The organism is Bradyrhizobium embrapense, assembly GCF_001189235.2.
Lineage (GTDB): Bacteria > Pseudomonadota > Alphaproteobacteria > Rhizobiales > Xanthobacteraceae > Bradyrhizobium > Bradyrhizobium embrapense.
In genome coordinates, this window is the sequence record NZ_LFIP02000002.1 from 204718 (window position 1) to 220476 (window position 15759).

General features: G+C 64.7%; 18 protein-coding genes. 13 read left to right on the forward strand and 5 right to left on the reverse strand.

Going from position 1 to position 15759, the window contains the following annotated elements:
- Positions 1–84: 84 nt before the first annotated feature.
- Positions 85–492 carry a hypothetical protein gene (locus AKN83_RS08390; RefSeq protein WP_050403945.1) on the forward strand — a complete coding sequence of 136 codons (408 nt, stop codon included), beginning with the start codon at positions 85–87 and terminating at the stop codon, positions 490–492.
- A gap of 7 nt (positions 493–499) precedes the next feature.
- Here AKN83_RS08390 and AKN83_RS08395 read toward each other — a convergent pair whose 3' ends face one another.
- Together AKN83_RS08395 and AKN83_RS08400 are read right to left on the reverse strand one after the other, a co-directional pair.
- Complete coding sequence (locus tag AKN83_RS08395) at positions 500–835, reverse strand: YkgJ family cysteine cluster protein (RefSeq protein ID WP_050403914.1); 336 nt, start codon at positions 833–835, stop codon at positions 500–502.
- Positions 835–1533 (reverse strand): helix-turn-helix transcriptional regulator, encoded by a 699-nt coding sequence (locus AKN83_RS08400; protein WP_028336549.1) that lies wholly within the window; start codon positions 1531–1533, stop codon positions 835–837. Before AKN83_RS08400 ends, AKN83_RS08395 begins: the two co-directional genes overlap by 1 nt.
- Positions 1534–1728: 195 nt before the next feature.
- Here AKN83_RS08400 and AKN83_RS08405 point away from each other — a divergent pair, with 195 nt between their 5' ends.
- Complete coding sequence (locus tag AKN83_RS08405; RefSeq protein WP_050403915.1) at positions 1729–1962, forward strand: hypothetical protein; 234 nt, start codon at positions 1729–1731, stop codon at positions 1960–1962.
- Positions 1963–2026: 64 nt separating this feature from the next.
- On the forward strand, positions 2027–2755 hold the full coding sequence (locus AKN83_RS08410; protein WP_050403916.1) for a glutathione S-transferase family protein: 729 nt from the start codon (positions 2027–2029) through the stop codon (positions 2753–2755).
- On the opposite strand, the gene AKN83_RS08415 is transcribed toward AKN83_RS08410, so the two are convergent.
- Positions 2752–3387, reverse strand: coding sequence for a pyridoxamine 5'-phosphate oxidase family protein (locus tag AKN83_RS08415; RefSeq protein ID WP_050403917.1), 636 nt, complete (start codon positions 3385–3387; stop codon positions 2752–2754). The genes AKN83_RS08410 and AKN83_RS08415 overlap by 4 nt on opposite strands.
- Before the next feature lie 117 nt (positions 3388–3504).
- Here AKN83_RS08415 and AKN83_RS08420 point away from each other — a divergent pair, with 117 nt between their 5' ends.
- Positions 3505–4398, forward strand: a complete 894-nt coding sequence (locus AKN83_RS08420; RefSeq protein ID WP_050403918.1) for a LysR family transcriptional regulator — start codon at positions 3505–3507, stop codon at positions 4396–4398.
- 16 nt (positions 4399–4414) lie between these two features.
- On the opposite strand, the gene AKN83_RS08425 is transcribed toward AKN83_RS08420, so the two are convergent.
- Positions 4415–4870 carry a PaaI family thioesterase gene (locus AKN83_RS08425; protein WP_050403919.1) on the reverse strand — a complete coding sequence of 152 codons (456 nt, stop codon included), beginning with the start codon at positions 4868–4870 and terminating at the stop codon, positions 4415–4417.
- A 285-nt stretch (positions 4871–5155) separates the two neighbouring features.
- A complete protein-coding gene (gene pobA, locus AKN83_RS08430; protein WP_050403920.1) occupies positions 5156–6325 on the reverse strand; it encodes a 4-hydroxybenzoate 3-monooxygenase in 1170 nt (389 codons plus the stop codon).
- A gap of 271 nt (positions 6326–6596) precedes the next feature.
- Here pobA and AKN83_RS08435 point away from each other — a divergent pair, with 271 nt between their 5' ends.
- The 9 genes from AKN83_RS08435 (at position 6597) to AKN83_RS08475 (ending at position 15681) form a co-directional block, all read left to right on the forward strand.
- The gene (locus AKN83_RS08435; protein ID WP_050403921.1) at positions 6597–7622 is read left to right on the forward strand and encodes a TRAP transporter substrate-binding protein; all 1026 of its coding nucleotides are present in this window, start codon (positions 6597–6599) and stop codon (positions 7620–7622) included.
- A gap of 226 nt (positions 7623–7848) precedes the next feature.
- On the forward strand, positions 7849–8358 hold the full coding sequence (locus AKN83_RS08440) for a TRAP transporter small permease (RefSeq protein ID WP_050403946.1): 510 nt from the start codon (positions 7849–7851) through the stop codon (positions 8356–8358).
- 6 nt (positions 8359–8364) lie between these two features.
- On the forward strand, positions 8365–9681 hold the full coding sequence (locus AKN83_RS08445; protein WP_050403922.1) for a TRAP transporter large permease: 1317 nt from the start codon (positions 8365–8367) through the stop codon (positions 9679–9681).
- A 3-nt stretch (positions 9682–9684) separates the two neighbouring features.
- A complete protein-coding gene (locus tag AKN83_RS08450; protein ID WP_050403923.1) occupies positions 9685–10146 on the forward strand; it encodes a DUF3237 domain-containing protein in 462 nt (153 codons plus the stop codon).
- A gap of 255 nt (positions 10147–10401) precedes the next feature.
- Positions 10402–11196: a crotonase/enoyl-CoA hydratase family protein gene (locus AKN83_RS08455; protein ID WP_063695262.1), complete on the forward strand. Its 795-nt coding sequence runs from the start codon at positions 10402–10404 to the stop codon at positions 11194–11196.
- Entirely contained in the window at positions 11193–13076 is a 1884-nt protein-coding gene (locus AKN83_RS08460) for a feruloyl-CoA synthase (protein ID WP_050406240.1), read from the forward strand. The genes AKN83_RS08455 and AKN83_RS08460 overlap by 4 nt, the downstream gene beginning before the upstream one ends.
- A gap of 20 nt (positions 13077–13096) precedes the next feature.
- The gene (locus AKN83_RS08465) at positions 13097–13858 is read left to right on the forward strand and encodes an SDR family NAD(P)-dependent oxidoreductase (RefSeq protein ID WP_050406241.1); all 762 of its coding nucleotides are present in this window, start codon (positions 13097–13099) and stop codon (positions 13856–13858) included.
- A gap of 63 nt (positions 13859–13921) precedes the next feature.
- On the forward strand, positions 13922–14341 hold the full coding sequence (locus AKN83_RS08470) for an acyl-CoA thioesterase (protein WP_050406242.1): 420 nt from the start codon (positions 13922–13924) through the stop codon (positions 14339–14341).
- A gap of 188 nt (positions 14342–14529) precedes the next feature.
- Positions 14530–15681, forward strand: coding sequence for an ABC transporter substrate-binding protein (locus tag AKN83_RS08475; RefSeq protein WP_063695263.1), 1152 nt, complete (start codon positions 14530–14532; stop codon positions 15679–15681).
- Positions 15682–15759 lie beyond the last annotated feature (78 nt).

Below are 15759 nucleotides of genomic sequence, written 5' to 3' on the forward strand. Positions count from 1 at the left end.
GGGCCGCCGGAGGCGACCGGCGGCCGTGGTTAACCTTTCGTTAGAGGATTGCGCGGCATCTTCTCGATCGAGGGGGATTTGCAAATGTTTTCAAGCCGCGACGCGTTCGAGAACGATGCCTGCCCAGTTGCGGACGACCTGCTCGGCCAGATGTACCGCGCCAATCCGAACGGGCTTTCGCTGCTGGTCGCCAATGTCGCGCCCGACGTCAGGGCGATGCTCGCGCTGTTCTGCTATCGGCGCAGCCATCTGCATGCACTCGCACTCGCGATTGCGTCGAGCTGCAGCGAGTGGGAGCTGGCCAATTGCGGCGGCCGTGTCGGGTCGACGCTCTATGCGCTGTCGCGTGAGCCGGCCCGTGCCGCGACCGTGTCGCACGGCGGCCGCAAGCCGATCACGCTGTCGACCAAGCCGCTGTCGAGCTTCGCGCCCGTTGTCGACGACGAACTCGACGAAGAGGACGTCAGCGAGACGGCGACCGTGACGGCCTAAGCCGTGCTCAACCCGGCTGCGCGCTCGGGATGAGCGGCAGCCCATGCCGGCGCCGCGCCATGGCGCATTCCGCGTCGCCCGGCAAGCAGGTTCGGCACACCTCCGGCCTCACCGCATAGACCTCGCAGCGGGTCGCTTCTCCGATCTTGCCTGACAGCGCCGAGCAGCGGTCGCCCTCGCAGCGCATGCCCGATTGTCGCGCATTGACGAATTGCGCCGGGATCAGGTCGAGCTCGGCGTCGTCCTCGATAGTGAAGCGCGGCCAATTCTCCGAATAGCTGCAGCAGGCGCCGCAGGACTGGCAGGGGCTCGCGTCCTCTGTCTCGATCGCGTTGCCAGCCATCACGTGTCCCTTGGTGCTTCCCACACCAGGCTGCGCCGCCAGCGCGCCCTGAGCAGGTCGCGCCGTTCCGGATACTTCTCGTCGTGATAAACAGCCGTGACCACGCGGTCGGTGCGGAAGCTGCGGAAATCCTTGCGCAGCTCGCACCAGGCGGCGAGCAGCCGCACCGCCTCGTGATAGCCGACCGCGATCGGCCAGATCGTGCGCTCAGAGTCGCGGCCGTGCTCGTCGCGATAGTTGAGCGTGATTTTCTTGCCCTCGTGGATCTGGCTGCGGGTCCTCACCATGTCGATGCGGTCGGGCTCCCTGTTCCAGGCGGAGCGGGCGCGGCTCGCCGGCTCCAGCACGAACGGCCGCAGGCGGTCGGGCACGGTCTCGGCGATCTTGGCCATCAGGTCCTCGGCCGCGCGCGCCAGCGCCGGATCGGCGTGACCGACCACCCATTGCGCGCCGAGCACGCAGGCCTCGATCTCGTCGGGTGTCAGCATCAGGGGCGGCAGGTCAAAACCCTTCTCCAGGATGTAGCCCATGCCGGCCTCGCCGCGGATCGGCACCCGCTGCTCGATCAGGCTGGCGATGTCGCGATAGATGGTCCGCTTCGATGTCTCGAGTTCGGCTGCGATCGCATCCGCGGTCAAAGGCTTACGGGTGCGGCGGAGCACCTGGATGATCTGAAACAGCCGGTCGGCGCGTCTCATGGCAATTCTCTTGATCGCTCTCTTGGCAGGCGTCTGTTGTCGTCGTTTTGGCAGCTGTCTTGACGAGTGTCTTGACGGATCTTGCGGTGTCTCGACGCGTCGCCTTTTCGCGCCCCCTGTCACTGCTGCTGACAGCATGTTGGCAGCAGGTGGGGGCTATATCAGGACAACACCTCAAGTGAAGGGAATTTGTCCATGACGAATCTTGACGAACTCGATTTCCGGCAAGCGCAGAGCTTTGCGCTGGAACAACTGGTCACGGTCTACTCCACCTCCGGCGACCTGCGCTGGGCCCTGGTCGCGCTGGTCGCTCAATCCATCAGCGCAGCCTGGTCCTACGGGCGGGCACGGCTGGTCAAGCGCGTTCGCGAGGCGGTTCGCCGCCTCGCGCCGGTCGGCCCGTACGGCAGTGAATGCCACTACTGCTGACACCATGCTGGCAGCAGGGGCCGGCTAGCTTCACTTCACGACCATTGGCGATCGGGAGCTTCATATGATTACGCTTTTTGGCTTTGGCACGGGCTTCGGCTTGCCTGAAATCAGCCCCTTCGTGACCAAGACCGAGGTCCAGCTCAAGATGGCCGGGCTCGCCTACGTTAAGGAAAAGGCGATGCCGCCGGCATCTCCCAAGGGCCAGCTGCCGTTCATTTCCGATGACGGCGAGACGATCGCCGATTCGACCTTCATTCGCGCCCATATCGAGGGCAAATACGGCTTCGATTTCGATGCGCCGCTGAGCCTGCAGGCGCGTGCGCAGGCCTGGGCCTTCGAGCGCATGATCGAGCATCACGTCTACTGGGCGCTGGTCGGCGCGCGCTGGGTCGATGACACCAATTTCGCCAAGGGGCCTGCGCATTTCTTCGACGGCGCGCCCGATCATCTGCGCGACAAGATGCGCGAGGACGCCCAGTTTCGCGTCGCCGAGAATTATCTGCTGAGCGGGCTCGGCCGTCACGGACCCGATGAGGACGTCGATCTCGCGATCCGCTCGCTGTTCGCGCTGTCGGTGCAACTCGGCGACAAGCCCTATCTGATGGGCAACGCGCCTTGCGGTACCGACGCCATCGCGTTCGGAGCACTGGCGGGGATCCTGACGCCGTTCTTCGATTCGCCGCTGCGCGAGCGCACTGAAAAGTTCGACAATCTCACCGCCTATGTCGGCCGGATGATGCAGCAGTACTATCCGGAGTTCGCCTGGGCGCCGCTGCAGCAGGCGGCCTAACCGGCAGGGGCAGGAGCGGGCTCGCCCCTCAGCGCGGCGAGCTCCGCCTCGAGCTCGGCGATGCGCTGATCGCGTGAGGCGAGCGCTGTGGCGACGTCGGCCGCGTCGAATTTCTGCGGGATGTGCTGCGGGCAATTGGTGTCCCACGCCGTGACCTTGAACAGGATCACCTGCTCGGGGCGCGCGCGATAGCCCTGCGGCATCAGCGAGCGCGTCAGCGCCGGATCGTCTTCCACGACGCGCGCCTCGCCCCAGATCTTCACCCGCTGCCGGTACGCATAATTCATCACGAAGATATAGGCCTTCGGGTTCTCCGAGAGATTGCCCTGGGTGATGAACTGCCGGTTGCCGCTGTAGTCGGCGAACGCGATGGTGTGCTTGTCGAGCACCTTGATGAAGCCCTTCGGCCCGCCGCGATGCTGGATGTAGGGCTGGCCGGCAGCCGAGGCGGTGGCGAGATAGCAGCTGTTGGTGTTGGCGAGGAACGCGGCCAGGTTCTCGTCGACCTCGGTCTGCCAGCCGCCATGGGCCTCGACCTCGGCATAGGTTGCGCGCGACCCCTTGCGGGCCTGGATTTGCTTCACCGCCGGGGTGAACCCGACATCGCTCGAATAGCTGCCAGCGTCTGACATCTCAGTCTCCCGCCATGGGCGACAAAGCGGTCGTCCTCGAGTCGCAAGATGGGTATTTCCGGATCGTAAGCAATCTTGTGAATTGACACTTCACTGTTGCCGATTATGCAATAGTTCATGGACCGAATCGACGCCATGCAGGCTTTTGTCGCGGTGGCGGACCTCGAAGGGTTTGCCCCCGCCGCCCGCAAGCTCGGCCTGTCGCCATCCGCCATCACGCGGCTGATCGCGGCGCTGGAGGAGCGGCTCGGCGCGCGGCTCTTGCAGCGGACCACGCGGCAGGTGACGCTGACCGACGCCGGCTCGCGCTATTTGGAGCGGGCGCGGCGGATCCTCGCCGACGTGGAGGAGGCCGAGGATGCGGTCGAGAGCGAGCGCACCCGCCCCGAAGGCCGCCTCGTGATCTCGGCGCCGTTCGGCTTCGGGCGGCTGCATGTCAGCCCGGTCGTATCAGCCTATTTGAAGCGCTATCCCGACGTCGGCGTCGACCTGCGACTGTCGGACCGCCGCATCAACCTCGTCGAGGACGGCGTCGACCTTGCGGTCAGGCTCGGGCACCTGCCGGATTCGACCCTGGTGGCGCGGCATGTCGGCCAGATGCGCCGCATCGTGGTGGCTTCCGCCGGCTATCTCAAGCTTCGCGGCGAGCCGAAGCGGCCGGCCGACCTCGCCGCTCACGACACCATCCAGTTCGGCGCCATCACCGCGGCACCGGATTGGCGCTTCATGGAGGACGGCCAGGAGATCCGCATTACGCCTACCCCGCGCTTCACCAGCAACAGCTCGGATGCCGCCATCCAGTTCGCCGAGCAGGACGGCGGATTGACCCGGGTGATGGCCTACCAGGCCGCCGAATCGCTGAAAGCCAAGCGGGTCCGCATCGTGCTCGCCGCATTCGAGCAGCCGCCGGTGCCGATCCACGTCGTCTACCCGACATCCCGGCTGTTGTCGGCCAAGGTGCGGACCTTCATCGATCTCGTCACCGAGATCACCGACTGGCACTTCAGTTAGCTTCTCGCGAAAGCGCTCAGCTCACCGGCGGCTTCTTCGGCACCACGCGGAACGTGCCGCTGGCGCGCGCGATCGTCACGCCGTCGGCCTTGATCAGGCTCTGCGCAAAGCAGATCGTGCTGCCGGTTTTGATCACGTCGCTCTCGATCGCGAGCCACTGCCCGACATTGGCGGAGCCGACGAAATCGACCGTGAGCGAGATCGTCACATACGAGGTGGTCCAGCCGGTCGCCTGGCCGCAGCTATAGCCCATCGCATTGTCGGCGAGCGCTGCAATCAGCCCGCCATGGATCAGGCCGCGGCCGTTGGTATGCGGCCTCGCCAGCCGCAGGCCGATGATGACGGCCCGCTCGGTCTTCTTCTGGTAGAGCGGCTCCCACGGCTCGGTGAGCGGGCTCTTGCGGAACAGCGGCTCGAAGCCCTCGGGGAGGTGGAAAGGAATATCGGGGGCGGCTTGTGCATCGGTGCTCATCTGAAGCTCGCATATGTCGTCGGGTTGACGCCATTGAACGCGATGTCGATGACGGTTTCACCGCCTACAAAGTTTTAAACGGGATTTGCGCGGGTGTTTGAATGCGGCCCTGGCCTGTCGCCACGTCTTCAGCTGTCATCGCCCGCGAAAGCGGGCGATCCAGTATTCCAGAGACCGCACGGCATGAATCGAGACGCCGCGGCGTACTGGATACCCCGCATGCGCGGGGTATGACGGCCGAGGGCGTAACGGCGAGGTTGCCCGACGAAAGAAGCCGCGACCTATCTATAACGGCAGCCCCACATAGTTCTCCGACAGCGAGGTCGATGCCGCCTTCGAGCTGACGAGATAGTCGAGCTCGGCGATCTGGATGCGTGCGGCGAATTCGCCTTCGTCGGGGAATTTGTGCAGCATCGAGGTCATCCACCAGGAGAAGCGCACCGCCTTCCAGACCCGCGCCAGCGCCCTGGCCGAATAGCCGTCGAGGCCGGCAGCGGATTTCTCGTCGTAATATTCGCGCAACGCCTGCGACAGATAATGCACGTCGCTGGCGGCAAGGTTCAGCCCCTTGGCGCCGGTCGGCGGCACGATGTGCGAGGCGTCGCCGGCCAGGAACATCCGGCCGAACCGCATCGGTTCGGCAACGAAGCTGCGCAGCGGCGCGATGCTCTTTTCTATCGACGGGCCGGTGATGATCTCGTCGGCGGCCTTCTGGTCGAGCCGTCGCTTCAACTCGTCCCAGAACCGCGCGTCCGACCATTGATCGACATGATCATCGAGCGGGCACTGCACGTAATAGCGGCTGCGATGGGTCGAGCGCATCGTGCAAAGCGCAAAGCCGCGCTCGTGATTGTTGTAGATCAGCTCCGGCGAGACCGGCGGCGTCTCCGAGAGGATGCCGAGCCAGCCGAACGGATACACCCGCTCATAGCTGGTGATCGCCGATGCCGGCACGCTGGCGCGGCTGACGCCGTGAAAGCCGTCGCAGCCGGCGATGAAATCGCAGGCGATTTCGTGGGTGACGCCGTCCTTGACGTAAGCGACGCGCGGATGGTCGGTATCGAAATCGTGCGGCGTGACGTCGGCCGCGGAGTAGACCGAGGTGAGGCCGGCCGCCTTGCGCGCGTTCATCAGATCAAGCGTGACCTCGGTCTGGCCGTAGATGGTCACGGTCTTGCCGGTCGCCGCATGCATGTCGATACGGTGCCGCGCACCGCCGAACGCCAGCTCGACGCCGTGATGGACCAGGCCCTCCTGGTGCAGCCGGGCGCCCGCGCCGACGCTGTCGAGCAGCGACACCGTGCCTTCCTCGAGCAGGCCGGCGCGGATCCGCCCCAGCACGTAATCCGGCGTCTGCCGCTCGAGAATGACGTTGTCTACACCGAAAGTATGAAGTAGTTGCCCAAGCAACAGTCCGGCCGGGCCTGCGCCTATGATTGCTACTTTTGTCCGCAATACGTGCTCCTCCCGATCGGATAGGCTTTCAGCCGGGCGCTCGCGCCGGGGCGGTCGCCGTCAATTTGCCAAGGCAACTATATCATATAACAGTTTTGGCAAGGCGGATTTGCGCAGGGGCCCGCGTTCGCCGCAGCGCAAGATGGGCGAGGGACCGGGTGCGACGAGGCGTCCCGGCTCGTGGATTTCGTCTTGAATATGCGCGCGAACTAGATAACATGTTAAGTAATGAGACCGGGCAGGAAGCCCGTCCTGGAGAGGAGGAGACGTGATGAGGAAGAGTTTGCTGGCGCTGCTGATGGCAGTCGCAGCCGTCGTGCCGGCCGCAGGTCCTTCGCAGGCGCAGGACAAGACGGTCAATCTCAAAGTGTCGCTCTGGGTGCCGCCGGCGCATCCGCTGGTGCCGGCGACGCAGGCCTGGGCTGCCGACATCGAGAAGGCCTCGGGCGGCTCCATCAAGGTCACCGTGTTTCCGTCCGAGCAACTCGGCAAGGCGTTCGACCATTACGACATGGCGCGCGACGGCATCGCCGACGTCACTTATGTCAATCCCGGTTATCAGCCCGGCCGTTTCCCGATCGCGGCCGCCGGTCAGCTCCCGTTCGTGTTCTCGGACGGCAAAAAGGGCACGCTGGCGCTGAACGAGTGGTACCACAAATACGCGCCGACCGAGATGAAGGACACCAAGCTCTGCTTCGCCTTCATCCACGATCCGGGTGCGCTGCACGGCAAGAAGAAGATCCTGCTGCCGAGCGACCTCTCCGGCGTCAAGGTGCGCCCCGCCCAGAGCACCATCGGCGAGATGGTGAAGATGTTCGGCGGCACCAATGTGCAGGCCTCCGCGCCGGAATCGCGCGACGCGATCGAGCGCGGCGTCGCCGACGAGATCACCTTCCCTTGGGGCTCGATCTTCCTGTTCGGCATCGACAAGGTGGTGAAGTACCACATGGACGTGCCGCTCTACACGACGGTGTTCACCTACAACATGAACGTCGCCAAATATAACGCGATGTCGGATGCCCAGAAGAAGGTGATCGACGATCACTGCACGCCGGAATGGGCCTCCAAGGTCACGGACCCCTGGACCGAGTTCGAAGCCAATGGCCGCACCAAGATGAAGGCGCTGCAAGGCCACGAGGTCTATCCGCTGACCGCTGAGCAGCTAGCCGAATGGAAGAAGGCGGCTAAGCCGCTGCGTGACAGCTGGGCCGAGGCCGTGAAGAAAGCCGGCGGCGATGCGGAGAAGATCGAGGCCGACCTGCAGGCCACGCTGAAGAAGTACGAGGCGGGGATCTGATTTCGCTCCCCTTCACCTCTCCGCTTGCGGGGAGAGGTCGGATCGCATCGTCAGATGCGATCCGGGTGAGGGGGTACAGGTCTCGCCGCGTTCACGACTCGTGGAAGCAGCCCTTCACCCCAACCCTCTCCCCGCAAGAGCGCGGCGAGGGAGCCGATCGAAGCAGCGCATGACGCAATCTGCCGAAGTCACCCAGGACGGCGCGATCACCGGTCCACCCGAGCCGGTGCGCAAGAACTTCATGGACCGCTTCATCGATTCGATCGAATGGGTGGCGGCCTTCTTCGTCGGCGTCGTCGCGCTCAACACCTTCACCGCGGTGTTCATGCGCAAGTTCTTTTCGGTGACGATCCCCGACTACTACAATTTCGGTCAGTTCCTGCTCGGCATCCTGATCTTCTGGGGCATCGCGGCGACGAGCTATCGTGGCACGCACATCACGGTCGATCTGGTCTGGGCCAATGCCTCGCCGCGCCATCAGCGCTGGATCGATATTTTCGCGACGCTGGTGCTGCTGTTCGTGGTGAGCGTGCAGACCTACACGCTGGTCGACAAGGTGATCGACACCAAAAACAGCCACATCGTCACCATGGATCTCGGCGTTCCGGTCTGGCCGTTCTTCCTGGTGTCGTGGCTTGGCGACGTCTCCGCCGTGCTGCTGATCGCGATCCGCACCTGGCGCCTGATCTTCCATCCGGAAGATATCCACGATGCCAAGATCAAGACCGCGGAGTAGACGGCCATGAGTCTCGACCTCAGTCCCGAGGCCGTCGCCGTCATCGGCTTCGTCAGCCTGTTCGTGCTGATGCTGTTGCGTGTTCCCGTCGGCATGGCGATGGGCCTCGTCGGCATTACTGGCTTTGGCTATCTCACCGGCTTTGCCCCGGCGCTGAAGCTGGTCGGCCAGACCACGATGCGCACGGTGACGGATTATTCCTTCGGCGTGATCCCGATGTTCTTGTTGATGGGCGCCTTCGTGTCCGTCTCGGGCATCAGCCGCGAGCTGTTCCGCGCCGCCAACACCTTCGTCGGCCACTGGAAGGGCGGGCTCGGCATTGCGACGATCGCGGCTTGCGGCGGCTTCGCCGCGATCTCGGGCTCCTCGGTGGCGACCGCCGCGACCTTCTCCGCGGTGGCCTATCCCGAGATGCGCCGCTTCGGCTATCCGCAATCGTTCGCGACCGGTGTGATCGCGGTCGGCGGCACGCTCGGGGCGATGCTGCCGCCGTCCACCGTGCTCGCGGTCTACGGCATCATCACCCAGCAGGACATCGGCAAGCTGTTCATCGCCGGCGTGGTGCCGGGCCTGCTCGCGATCCTGATGCACATGATCACGATCGGCATCATCGGCGTGACCCGGCCGGGCTTCCTGCCGGCGGGCAAGAAGGCGTCGTGGCATGAGCGCTTCATGGCGCTGCGCGACGTCTGGTCGCCGCTGCTGCTGTTCCTGTTCGTGATCGGCGGCCTCTATGGCGGTTTCTTCGTCCCGACCGAGGCAGGTGCGGTCGGTGCGGTCGGCGCCTTCATCATCGGACTTCTGCGCGGCAAGCTGACCAAAGACGGCATCCTGCAATCGCTGCTGCAGGCGACGCGCACCGCGGCGGCCGTGTTCACCGTGCTGATCGGCGCGCTCTGTTTCGGCTATTTCCTCACCATCACCCAGACGCCGCAGCACGTCACTGAATTTCTCACCGGCCTCGGCATCGGTCCCTATGGCGTGCTGGCGCTGATCCTGATGATGTATCTTGTGCTCGGCTGCCTGATGGACGCGATGGCGATGGTGATCCTCACCGTGCCGATCGTGTTTCCGGTGGTGACCGCGCTCGGCTTCGACCCGATCTGGTTCGGTATCATCATCGTCATGACGGTGGAGCTCGGCCTGATCCATCCGCCGGTCGGCATGAACGTGTTCGTGATCAAGAGCGTGATCAAGGACGTCAACATGTCGACGATCTTCGTCGGTGTGCTGCCGTTCGTGATCACCGATCTGATCCGGCTGGTGATCCTGATCCTGTTCCCGCTGCTCGCGACCTGGCTGCCGCAGCGCATGATAGGCTAACCCATGGCAACGGAACTTCAGACCCGATACGTCTTCACCATCACCGCCCGGATCGCGGAGGTGACGTCCGCTGGCGACATCGGCGCGGGCGTCCGCCGTATCGTTCCGATCGTCGGCGGCGAGGTGAGGGGCGAGACGGTCAACGGCAAGGTGCTTCCCTTCGGCGCCGACTTCCAGATCATCCGGCCGAGCGAGCTGATCGAGCTGGAGGCAAAATACGCCTTCGAGACCGACGACGGCGCCGTCGTCTATGTCGAGAACAAGGGCATCCGCTTCGGGCCGGTCGAATTGCTCGAGAAGCTCAAGCGCGGCGAGCCGGTCGATCCGAAGTTGATCTATTTCCGCACCGTGCCGAGATTCGAAACCGGCGCCGAAAAATATCGCTGGCTGATGCAGCACATCTTCATCGCCTCCGCCGCCCGCCACGCCGACCGCGTCGTGATCGACGTGCATCAGGTGCTGTGAGGCTCCGCCTTCATCCTCCCCTGGAGGAGAGGACTGACGCGCATGTAATACGCGGCGAGGTGGGGTGATCTCTCCACACGGGCACTGTCGGGGTGGAGAGATCGTCACCCCACCCCCGGCTCCCGTTCCGCTTCGCTTCATGTGAGCCGACCCCCCAAGGTAGGGTGGCAGGCTGCGTCGCACGACGTGCCCAGTATTGACTCCGGCGCTAATCGTTATAGAACATAACTATTCTAACCAGGAAACAATAACGCCATGGGAAACGCTGCCGACGCGGGTGACGCCTCGCTGCTCAGGGTCGAGACGCGAGGGGCCGTGCTGACGGTTGGGCTCAACCGGCCCGCCAAGCGCAACGCGCTGAACGACGGCATCATCCTGGCGCTGCGGGATTGCTTCTCCGCGATTCCCGACGCGGTCGGCGCCGTCGTCATCCATGGCGTCGGCGATCATTTCTCGTCCGGCCTCGATCTCTCCGAGCTGACCGAGCGCGACGCCACCGAGGGGCTGGTGCATTCCCAGATGTGGCACCGCGTGTTCGACCGTATCCAGTATTGCCGTGTGCCCGTGATCGCCGCGCTGAAGGGCGCGGTGATCGGCGGCGGGCTGGAGCTGGCCTGCGCCGCACATATCCGGGTTGCCGAGCCGTCGGCCTATTTCGCGCTACCCGAGGGCCAGCGCGGCATCTTCGTCGGCGGCGGCGGATCGGTGCGGCTGCCGCGCCTGATCGGCGTGCCCAGGATGGCGGACATGATGCTGACCGGCCGGGTCTATTCGGCAACCGAAGGCGCAGCCTACGGCTTCTCGCAATATCTCACCGAGACCGACGGCGCGCTGCCGAAAGCGCTGGAGCTTGCCGAGCGCGTCGCCGCCAACGCGCCGCTGACCAATTTCGCGGTGCTGCAAGCGCGGCCGATGATCGCCGAGGCCAATCCGCAGACCGGCCTCTTGATGGAATCGCTGATGGCGACGGTCGCGCAGAGCGACAAGGAAGCCAAGAAGCGGATCCGCGCCTTTCTGGATCGCAAGACCGCCAAGGTGAAGCCGACATGAGCGCCAAGGCTGACATATCTGCGTCTGCGTCCGCTGCGAATGCGTATCCGCTGCGCCCGATCTCGTTCGGCAATCCCGACGTCACCGTCGAGCGCCGTCACGACGGCACGATCTATCTTCGCCCCAAGCTCAATCTCGCCGATTATCCCGTTCGCCTGACCGATCGCCTGCATCACTGGGCGAACGCCGAGCCGAACCGCGTGTTCATGGCCGAACGTGCAGCCGGCGGCGGCTGGCGCCGGATCACCTATGCGCAATTGCTGGAAACGACCCGGCGCATCGCCTCCGCGCTGATCGCGCGCGGGTTGTCGGCTGAGCGGCCGATCGTGATCCTGTCCGGCAACTCGATCGATCACGCGCTGGTCGCGCTCGGCGCGCTCTATGCCGGAATTCCGTTCTGTCCGGTCTCGCCGGCCTATTCGCTGGTGTCGCGCGACTACGGCAAGCTCGGCTTCGTCATCAAGCTGTTGACGCCGGGCCTCGTCTTCGTCGACGACGCCGACAAGTTCGCCGACGCGCTGCGCGCCAATGTCGGCTCCGATGTCGAGATCGCGGCGAGCCGCGGCGCCGTGCCCGGCCGCGACGTGACGCGGCTCGCCGATCTGATGGCGACGCCGGAGGATCCGCGCCTCGACGCGGCCCACGCCGCGATCGGTCCAGATACCATCGCAAAATTCCTGCTGACGTCGGGTTCGACCGGCAATCCCAAGGCCGTCATCAACACCCAGCGCATGATCTGCGCCAACCAGGTGATGCTGCGCGAAACGCTGGCGTTCCTGAAGGACGAGCCGCCTGTCATCGTCGACTGGCTGCCGTGGAACCACACTTTTGGCGGCAATCACAATGTCGGGCTGACGCTCTATAACGGCGGCTCGATGTATCTCGACGAGGGCAAGCCGATGCCCGGCGGCATCGAGGAGACCGTGCGAAACCTGCGCGAGATCTCGCCGACAGTCTATTTCAATGTGCCCAAAGGATATGAATCGCTGCTGCCTTACCTGCGCGACGATGGAGACTTGCGGGCGAAATTCTTCCACCGGCTGCACGCGATGTTCTTCTCGGGTGCCGCGCTGTCGCCGTTCATCTGGAACAGCCTCGATGCGCTCGCGGTGCAGGAGAAGGGCTATCGCGTGCCCATGCTGACCGGGCTCGGAGCTACCGAGACCTCACCGTTCTTCATGTCGGTGCGGCCCGATACCAGCCGCTCCGGCCATGTCGGGCTTCCGGTCTCGGGCAATGATGCGAAGCTGGTGCCCAACAACGGCAAGCTCGAGGTGCGCGCCAAGGGGCCGAACGTGACGCCGGGCTACTGGCGGCAGCCCGAGCTGACCGCCAAGGCGTTCGACGAGGAAGGTTTTTACAAGTTCGGCGACGCGCTGAAGCCCGCCAACGCCGGCGATCTCGAGGCCGGGTTCGATTTCGACGGCCGCATCGCCGAAGATTTCAAGCTGGCCAGCGGCACCTGGGTCAGCGTCGGGCCGTTGCGGGCGCGCTTCGTCGGCACCTGCGCGCCGCTGGTGCGCGACGTCGTGATCGCGGGGCTGAACCGCGACGAGCTCGCGGCGATCGTGGTCCTCGATCTCGATGGCTGCCGGCTGATCAATCCGCAGCTTGCCGCTGGCGACATCGCGGCCGCGGCCAACGATCCATTGGTGCGTGCCGCCTTCGGCGAACGTTTCGCGCGTGTGTTTGCGAGTGCCACCGGTTCGTCGAACCGGATCGCGCGAGCGATCCTGCTCGACACACCGCTGTCGATCGATCGCGGCGAGGTCACCGACAAAGGCTCGATCAACCAGCGCGCGGTGCTGGAGCATCGCAACGAGATTATCGAAGCACTCTATGCGCCGGTGCCGCCGGCATCGGTGATCAAACTCGTCTGACCATTCAAGGAGAGAACGCCATGCAGTTGAAGGACCAGGCCGCCATCGTCACCGGCGGCGCATCGGGATTGGGCGCGGCGACCGCGCGCCGGCTGGCCGCACAGGGCGCCAAGGTCGCGGTCTGCGACCTCAACGCCAAGCTCGCCGAGAGTGTCGCCGCCGAGATCGGCGGCATTCCGCTCGTCTGCGACGTCGCCGACGCAGCGGCGGCGGAGGCCGCGGTGGCAACGGCCGCCAAGGCGCACGGCCCGGCGCGGGTGCTGGTCAATTGCGCCGGCATCGGTGTCGCAAAACGCGTGATCGGCCGCGAGGGGCCGATGGCGCTCGCCGACTTCGACAAGGTGATCAAGGTCAATCTGATCGGCTCCTTCAACATGCTGCGGCTGGCAACATCCGACATGGCGAAGCTCGAGCCGCTCGCGACCGGCGAGCGCGGCGTCGTGATCTCGACGGCCTCGGTCGCGGCCTATGACGGTCAGATCGGGCAGGCGGCCTATTCGGCCTCCAAGGGCGGTATCGTCGCGATGACACTGCCGATCGCGCGCGAGCTCGCGCAATTCGGCATCCGCGTGCTGACCATCGCGCCCGGCCTGTTCATGACGCCTCTGCTGGCCGGCCTGCCGCAGGAGGCGCAGGATTCGCTCGCGGCCGCGATCCCGTTCCCGCGCCGGCTGGGCCAGGCCGACGAATTCGCCTCGCTGGCGCTGCACATGATCGACAATCCCTATCTGAACGGCGAAGTGGTGCGGCTCGATGCCGCGCTCCGGATGGCGCCGCGCTGAAGCATGATCCGGAAGAGCGCAAAAAGCTCTTCCGGATCGATCACGTTCAATCGAGGACAGACCATGTTCGTCAACCGGCGCGACGTGCAGATCCAGTGGGGCGATTGCGACCCCGCCAACATCGTCTACTACCCGCGCTACTTCGCGATGTTCGACGACTCGACCTCGATCATGTTCGAAGCTGCCGGTTGCTCGAAACAGGACCTCGTCCACAAATACGGCCTGGTCGGCATTCCCATGGTCGACACAAGGGCGAAATTCCACATTCCGTCGACCCATGGCGACTGGATTACCATCGAGAGCCGGATCGATAGCATCAAGCGCTCGAGCTTCGAGGTGGTGCACCGCGTGTTCAAGGGCGAGGCGCTGGCGATCGAGGCATTCGAGACCAGGGTGCTGGTCGGCCGGCACCCGGACGATCCCGCCAGGCTGAAATCGGCGCCATTTCCGCAGGAGGTCATCGACTGCTTGATGAAGGGCTGACTGATTCAGGGCTGACTTGGACCTCCTCATGACCCGGCTTCCGGAGCATGATCCCGGCGCAAACGCGTCTCGCGTTTGTCGCGAGGGAAAACCGGTTTCCACTTTTCCGGATCATGCTCTAAAGAAGGGGCTGAATTGGCCCGCAAAACTGGTTTAAACCCAAAGAACATATCCGCAGGGAGGAATGAATGAGGAAGGCCACTCTCGCCGCAGCGTTGCTCGCAGCTGCTATCGCGCTGCCGGGCGCACCCGCTCTGGCGCAGACCAATGAAATCACCATCGGCATCTCGATCTCGACCACCGGCCCCGCGGCGGCGCTCGGCATTCCCGAGCGCAACGCGCTCGATTTCGTGCCGAAGGAGATCGGCGGCGTGCCGCTGAAGTTGATCGTGCTCGACGACGCCGGCGATCCGACGGCTGCGACCACCAACACGCGGCGCTTCGTCACCGAGTCCAAGGCCGACATCATCATGGGCTCCTGCATCACGCCGACCACGATCGCGGTGTCGACGGTCGCCAACGAGGCCGGCATCCCGCATTTCGGCCTCGCGCCGTTCCCGATCAACGACGCCCGCGCGAAATGGTCGGTCGACCTGCCGCAGTCGATTCCGATCATGGGCAAGGTGCTCTACGAGCACATGAAGGCGCACAACATCAAGACCGTCGGCTATATCGGCTATTCGGATTCCTACGGCGATCTCTGGGTCAACGACTTCAAGGCGCAGGCGGTGCCGATGGGCCTGACCATGACCGACGAGGAGCGCTTCGCGCGTCCGGATACATCGGTCGCGGGCCAGGTGCTGAAGCTCGTCGCCGCCAATCCCGACGCCATCCTGATCGGCGCTTCCGGTACTGCGGCGGCGCTGCCGCAGACCGCGCTGCGCGAGCGCGGCTACAAGGGCCTGATCTACCAGACCCACGGTGCCGCCACGATGGACTTCATCCGCATCGCGGGCGCGTCGGCGGAAGGCGTTATCATGTCGGCCGGCCCGATCATGTCGCCGGAGACCCAGCCCGACAGCGCGCTGACCAAGAAGCCGGGCCTGACGCTGAACGCCGCCTATGAAGCCAAGTACGGCGCCAACAGCCGCAGCCAGTTCGCCGGCCACTCCTACGATGCCTTCGAGGTGCTGAAGCGTATCATCCCAACGGCGCTGAAGACTGCCAAGCCCGGCACCGTGGAATTCCGCGAAGCGATCCGCCAGGCGTTGATCTCCGAGAAGGAGATCGTGGCGAGCCAGGGCGTCTACAACTGGACCGAAAAGGACCGCTACGGCCTCGACGACCGCTCGCGCATCCTGCTGACGGTCAAGGACGGGAAGTACGTCCCGGCGATGTAAGCCGGCCGCGATCCGCAAAACGAGGAAGCCGGTCCCGCTGAGGGGCCGGCTTTTTCGCTAGCCACACGCGTCAGCGAT

What these genes read in the sequence shown, in the direction of transcription:
- AKN83_RS08475 (WP_063695263.1), top strand. Translation starts at nt 14,530, where the DNA reads ATGAGGAAGGCCACTCTCGCCGCAGCGTTGCTCGCAGCTGCTATCGCG.
- AKN83_RS08460 (WP_050406240.1), top strand. Translation starts at nt 11,193, where the DNA reads ATGAGCGCCAAGGCTGACATATCTGCGTCTGCGTCCGCTGCGAATGCG.
- AKN83_RS08410 (WP_050403916.1), top strand. Translation starts at nt 2,027, where the DNA reads ATGATTACGCTTTTTGGCTTTGGCACGGGCTTCGGCTTGCCTGAAATC.
- AKN83_RS08415 (WP_050403917.1), bottom strand. Translation starts at nt 3,387, where the DNA reads ATGTCAGACGCTGGCAGCTATTCGAGCGATGTCGGGTTCACCCCGGCG.
- AKN83_RS08450 (WP_050403923.1), top strand. Translation starts at nt 9,685, where the DNA reads ATGGCAACGGAACTTCAGACCCGATACGTCTTCACCATCACCGCCCGG.
- AKN83_RS08465 (WP_050406241.1), top strand. Translation starts at nt 13,097, where the DNA reads ATGCAGTTGAAGGACCAGGCCGCCATCGTCACCGGCGGCGCATCGGGA.
- AKN83_RS08435 (WP_050403921.1), top strand. Translation starts at nt 6,597, where the DNA reads ATGAGGAAGAGTTTGCTGGCGCTGCTGATGGCAGTCGCAGCCGTCGTG.
- AKN83_RS08400 (WP_028336549.1), bottom strand. Translation starts at nt 1,533, where the DNA reads ATGAGACGCGCCGACCGGCTGTTTCAGATCATCCAGGTGCTCCGCCGC.
- AKN83_RS08425 (WP_050403919.1), bottom strand. Translation starts at nt 4,870, where the DNA reads ATGAGCACCGATGCACAAGCCGCCCCCGATATTCCTTTCCACCTCCCC.
- AKN83_RS08405 (WP_050403915.1), top strand. Translation starts at nt 1,729, where the DNA reads ATGACGAATCTTGACGAACTCGATTTCCGGCAAGCGCAGAGCTTTGCG.
- AKN83_RS08455 (WP_063695262.1), top strand. Translation starts at nt 10,402, where the DNA reads ATGGGAAACGCTGCCGACGCGGGTGACGCCTCGCTGCTCAGGGTCGAG.
- AKN83_RS08445 (WP_050403922.1), top strand. Translation starts at nt 8,365, where the DNA reads ATGAGTCTCGACCTCAGTCCCGAGGCCGTCGCCGTCATCGGCTTCGTC.
- AKN83_RS08420 (WP_050403918.1), top strand. Translation starts at nt 3,505, where the DNA reads ATGGACCGAATCGACGCCATGCAGGCTTTTGTCGCGGTGGCGGACCTC.
- AKN83_RS08395 (WP_050403914.1), bottom strand. Translation starts at nt 835, where the DNA reads ATGGCTGGCAACGCGATCGAGACAGAGGACGCGAGCCCCTGCCAGTCC.
- AKN83_RS08470 (WP_050406242.1), top strand. Translation starts at nt 13,922, where the DNA reads ATGTTCGTCAACCGGCGCGACGTGCAGATCCAGTGGGGCGATTGCGAC.
- AKN83_RS08390 (WP_050403945.1), top strand. Translation starts at nt 85, where the DNA reads ATGTTTTCAAGCCGCGACGCGTTCGAGAACGATGCCTGCCCAGTTGCG.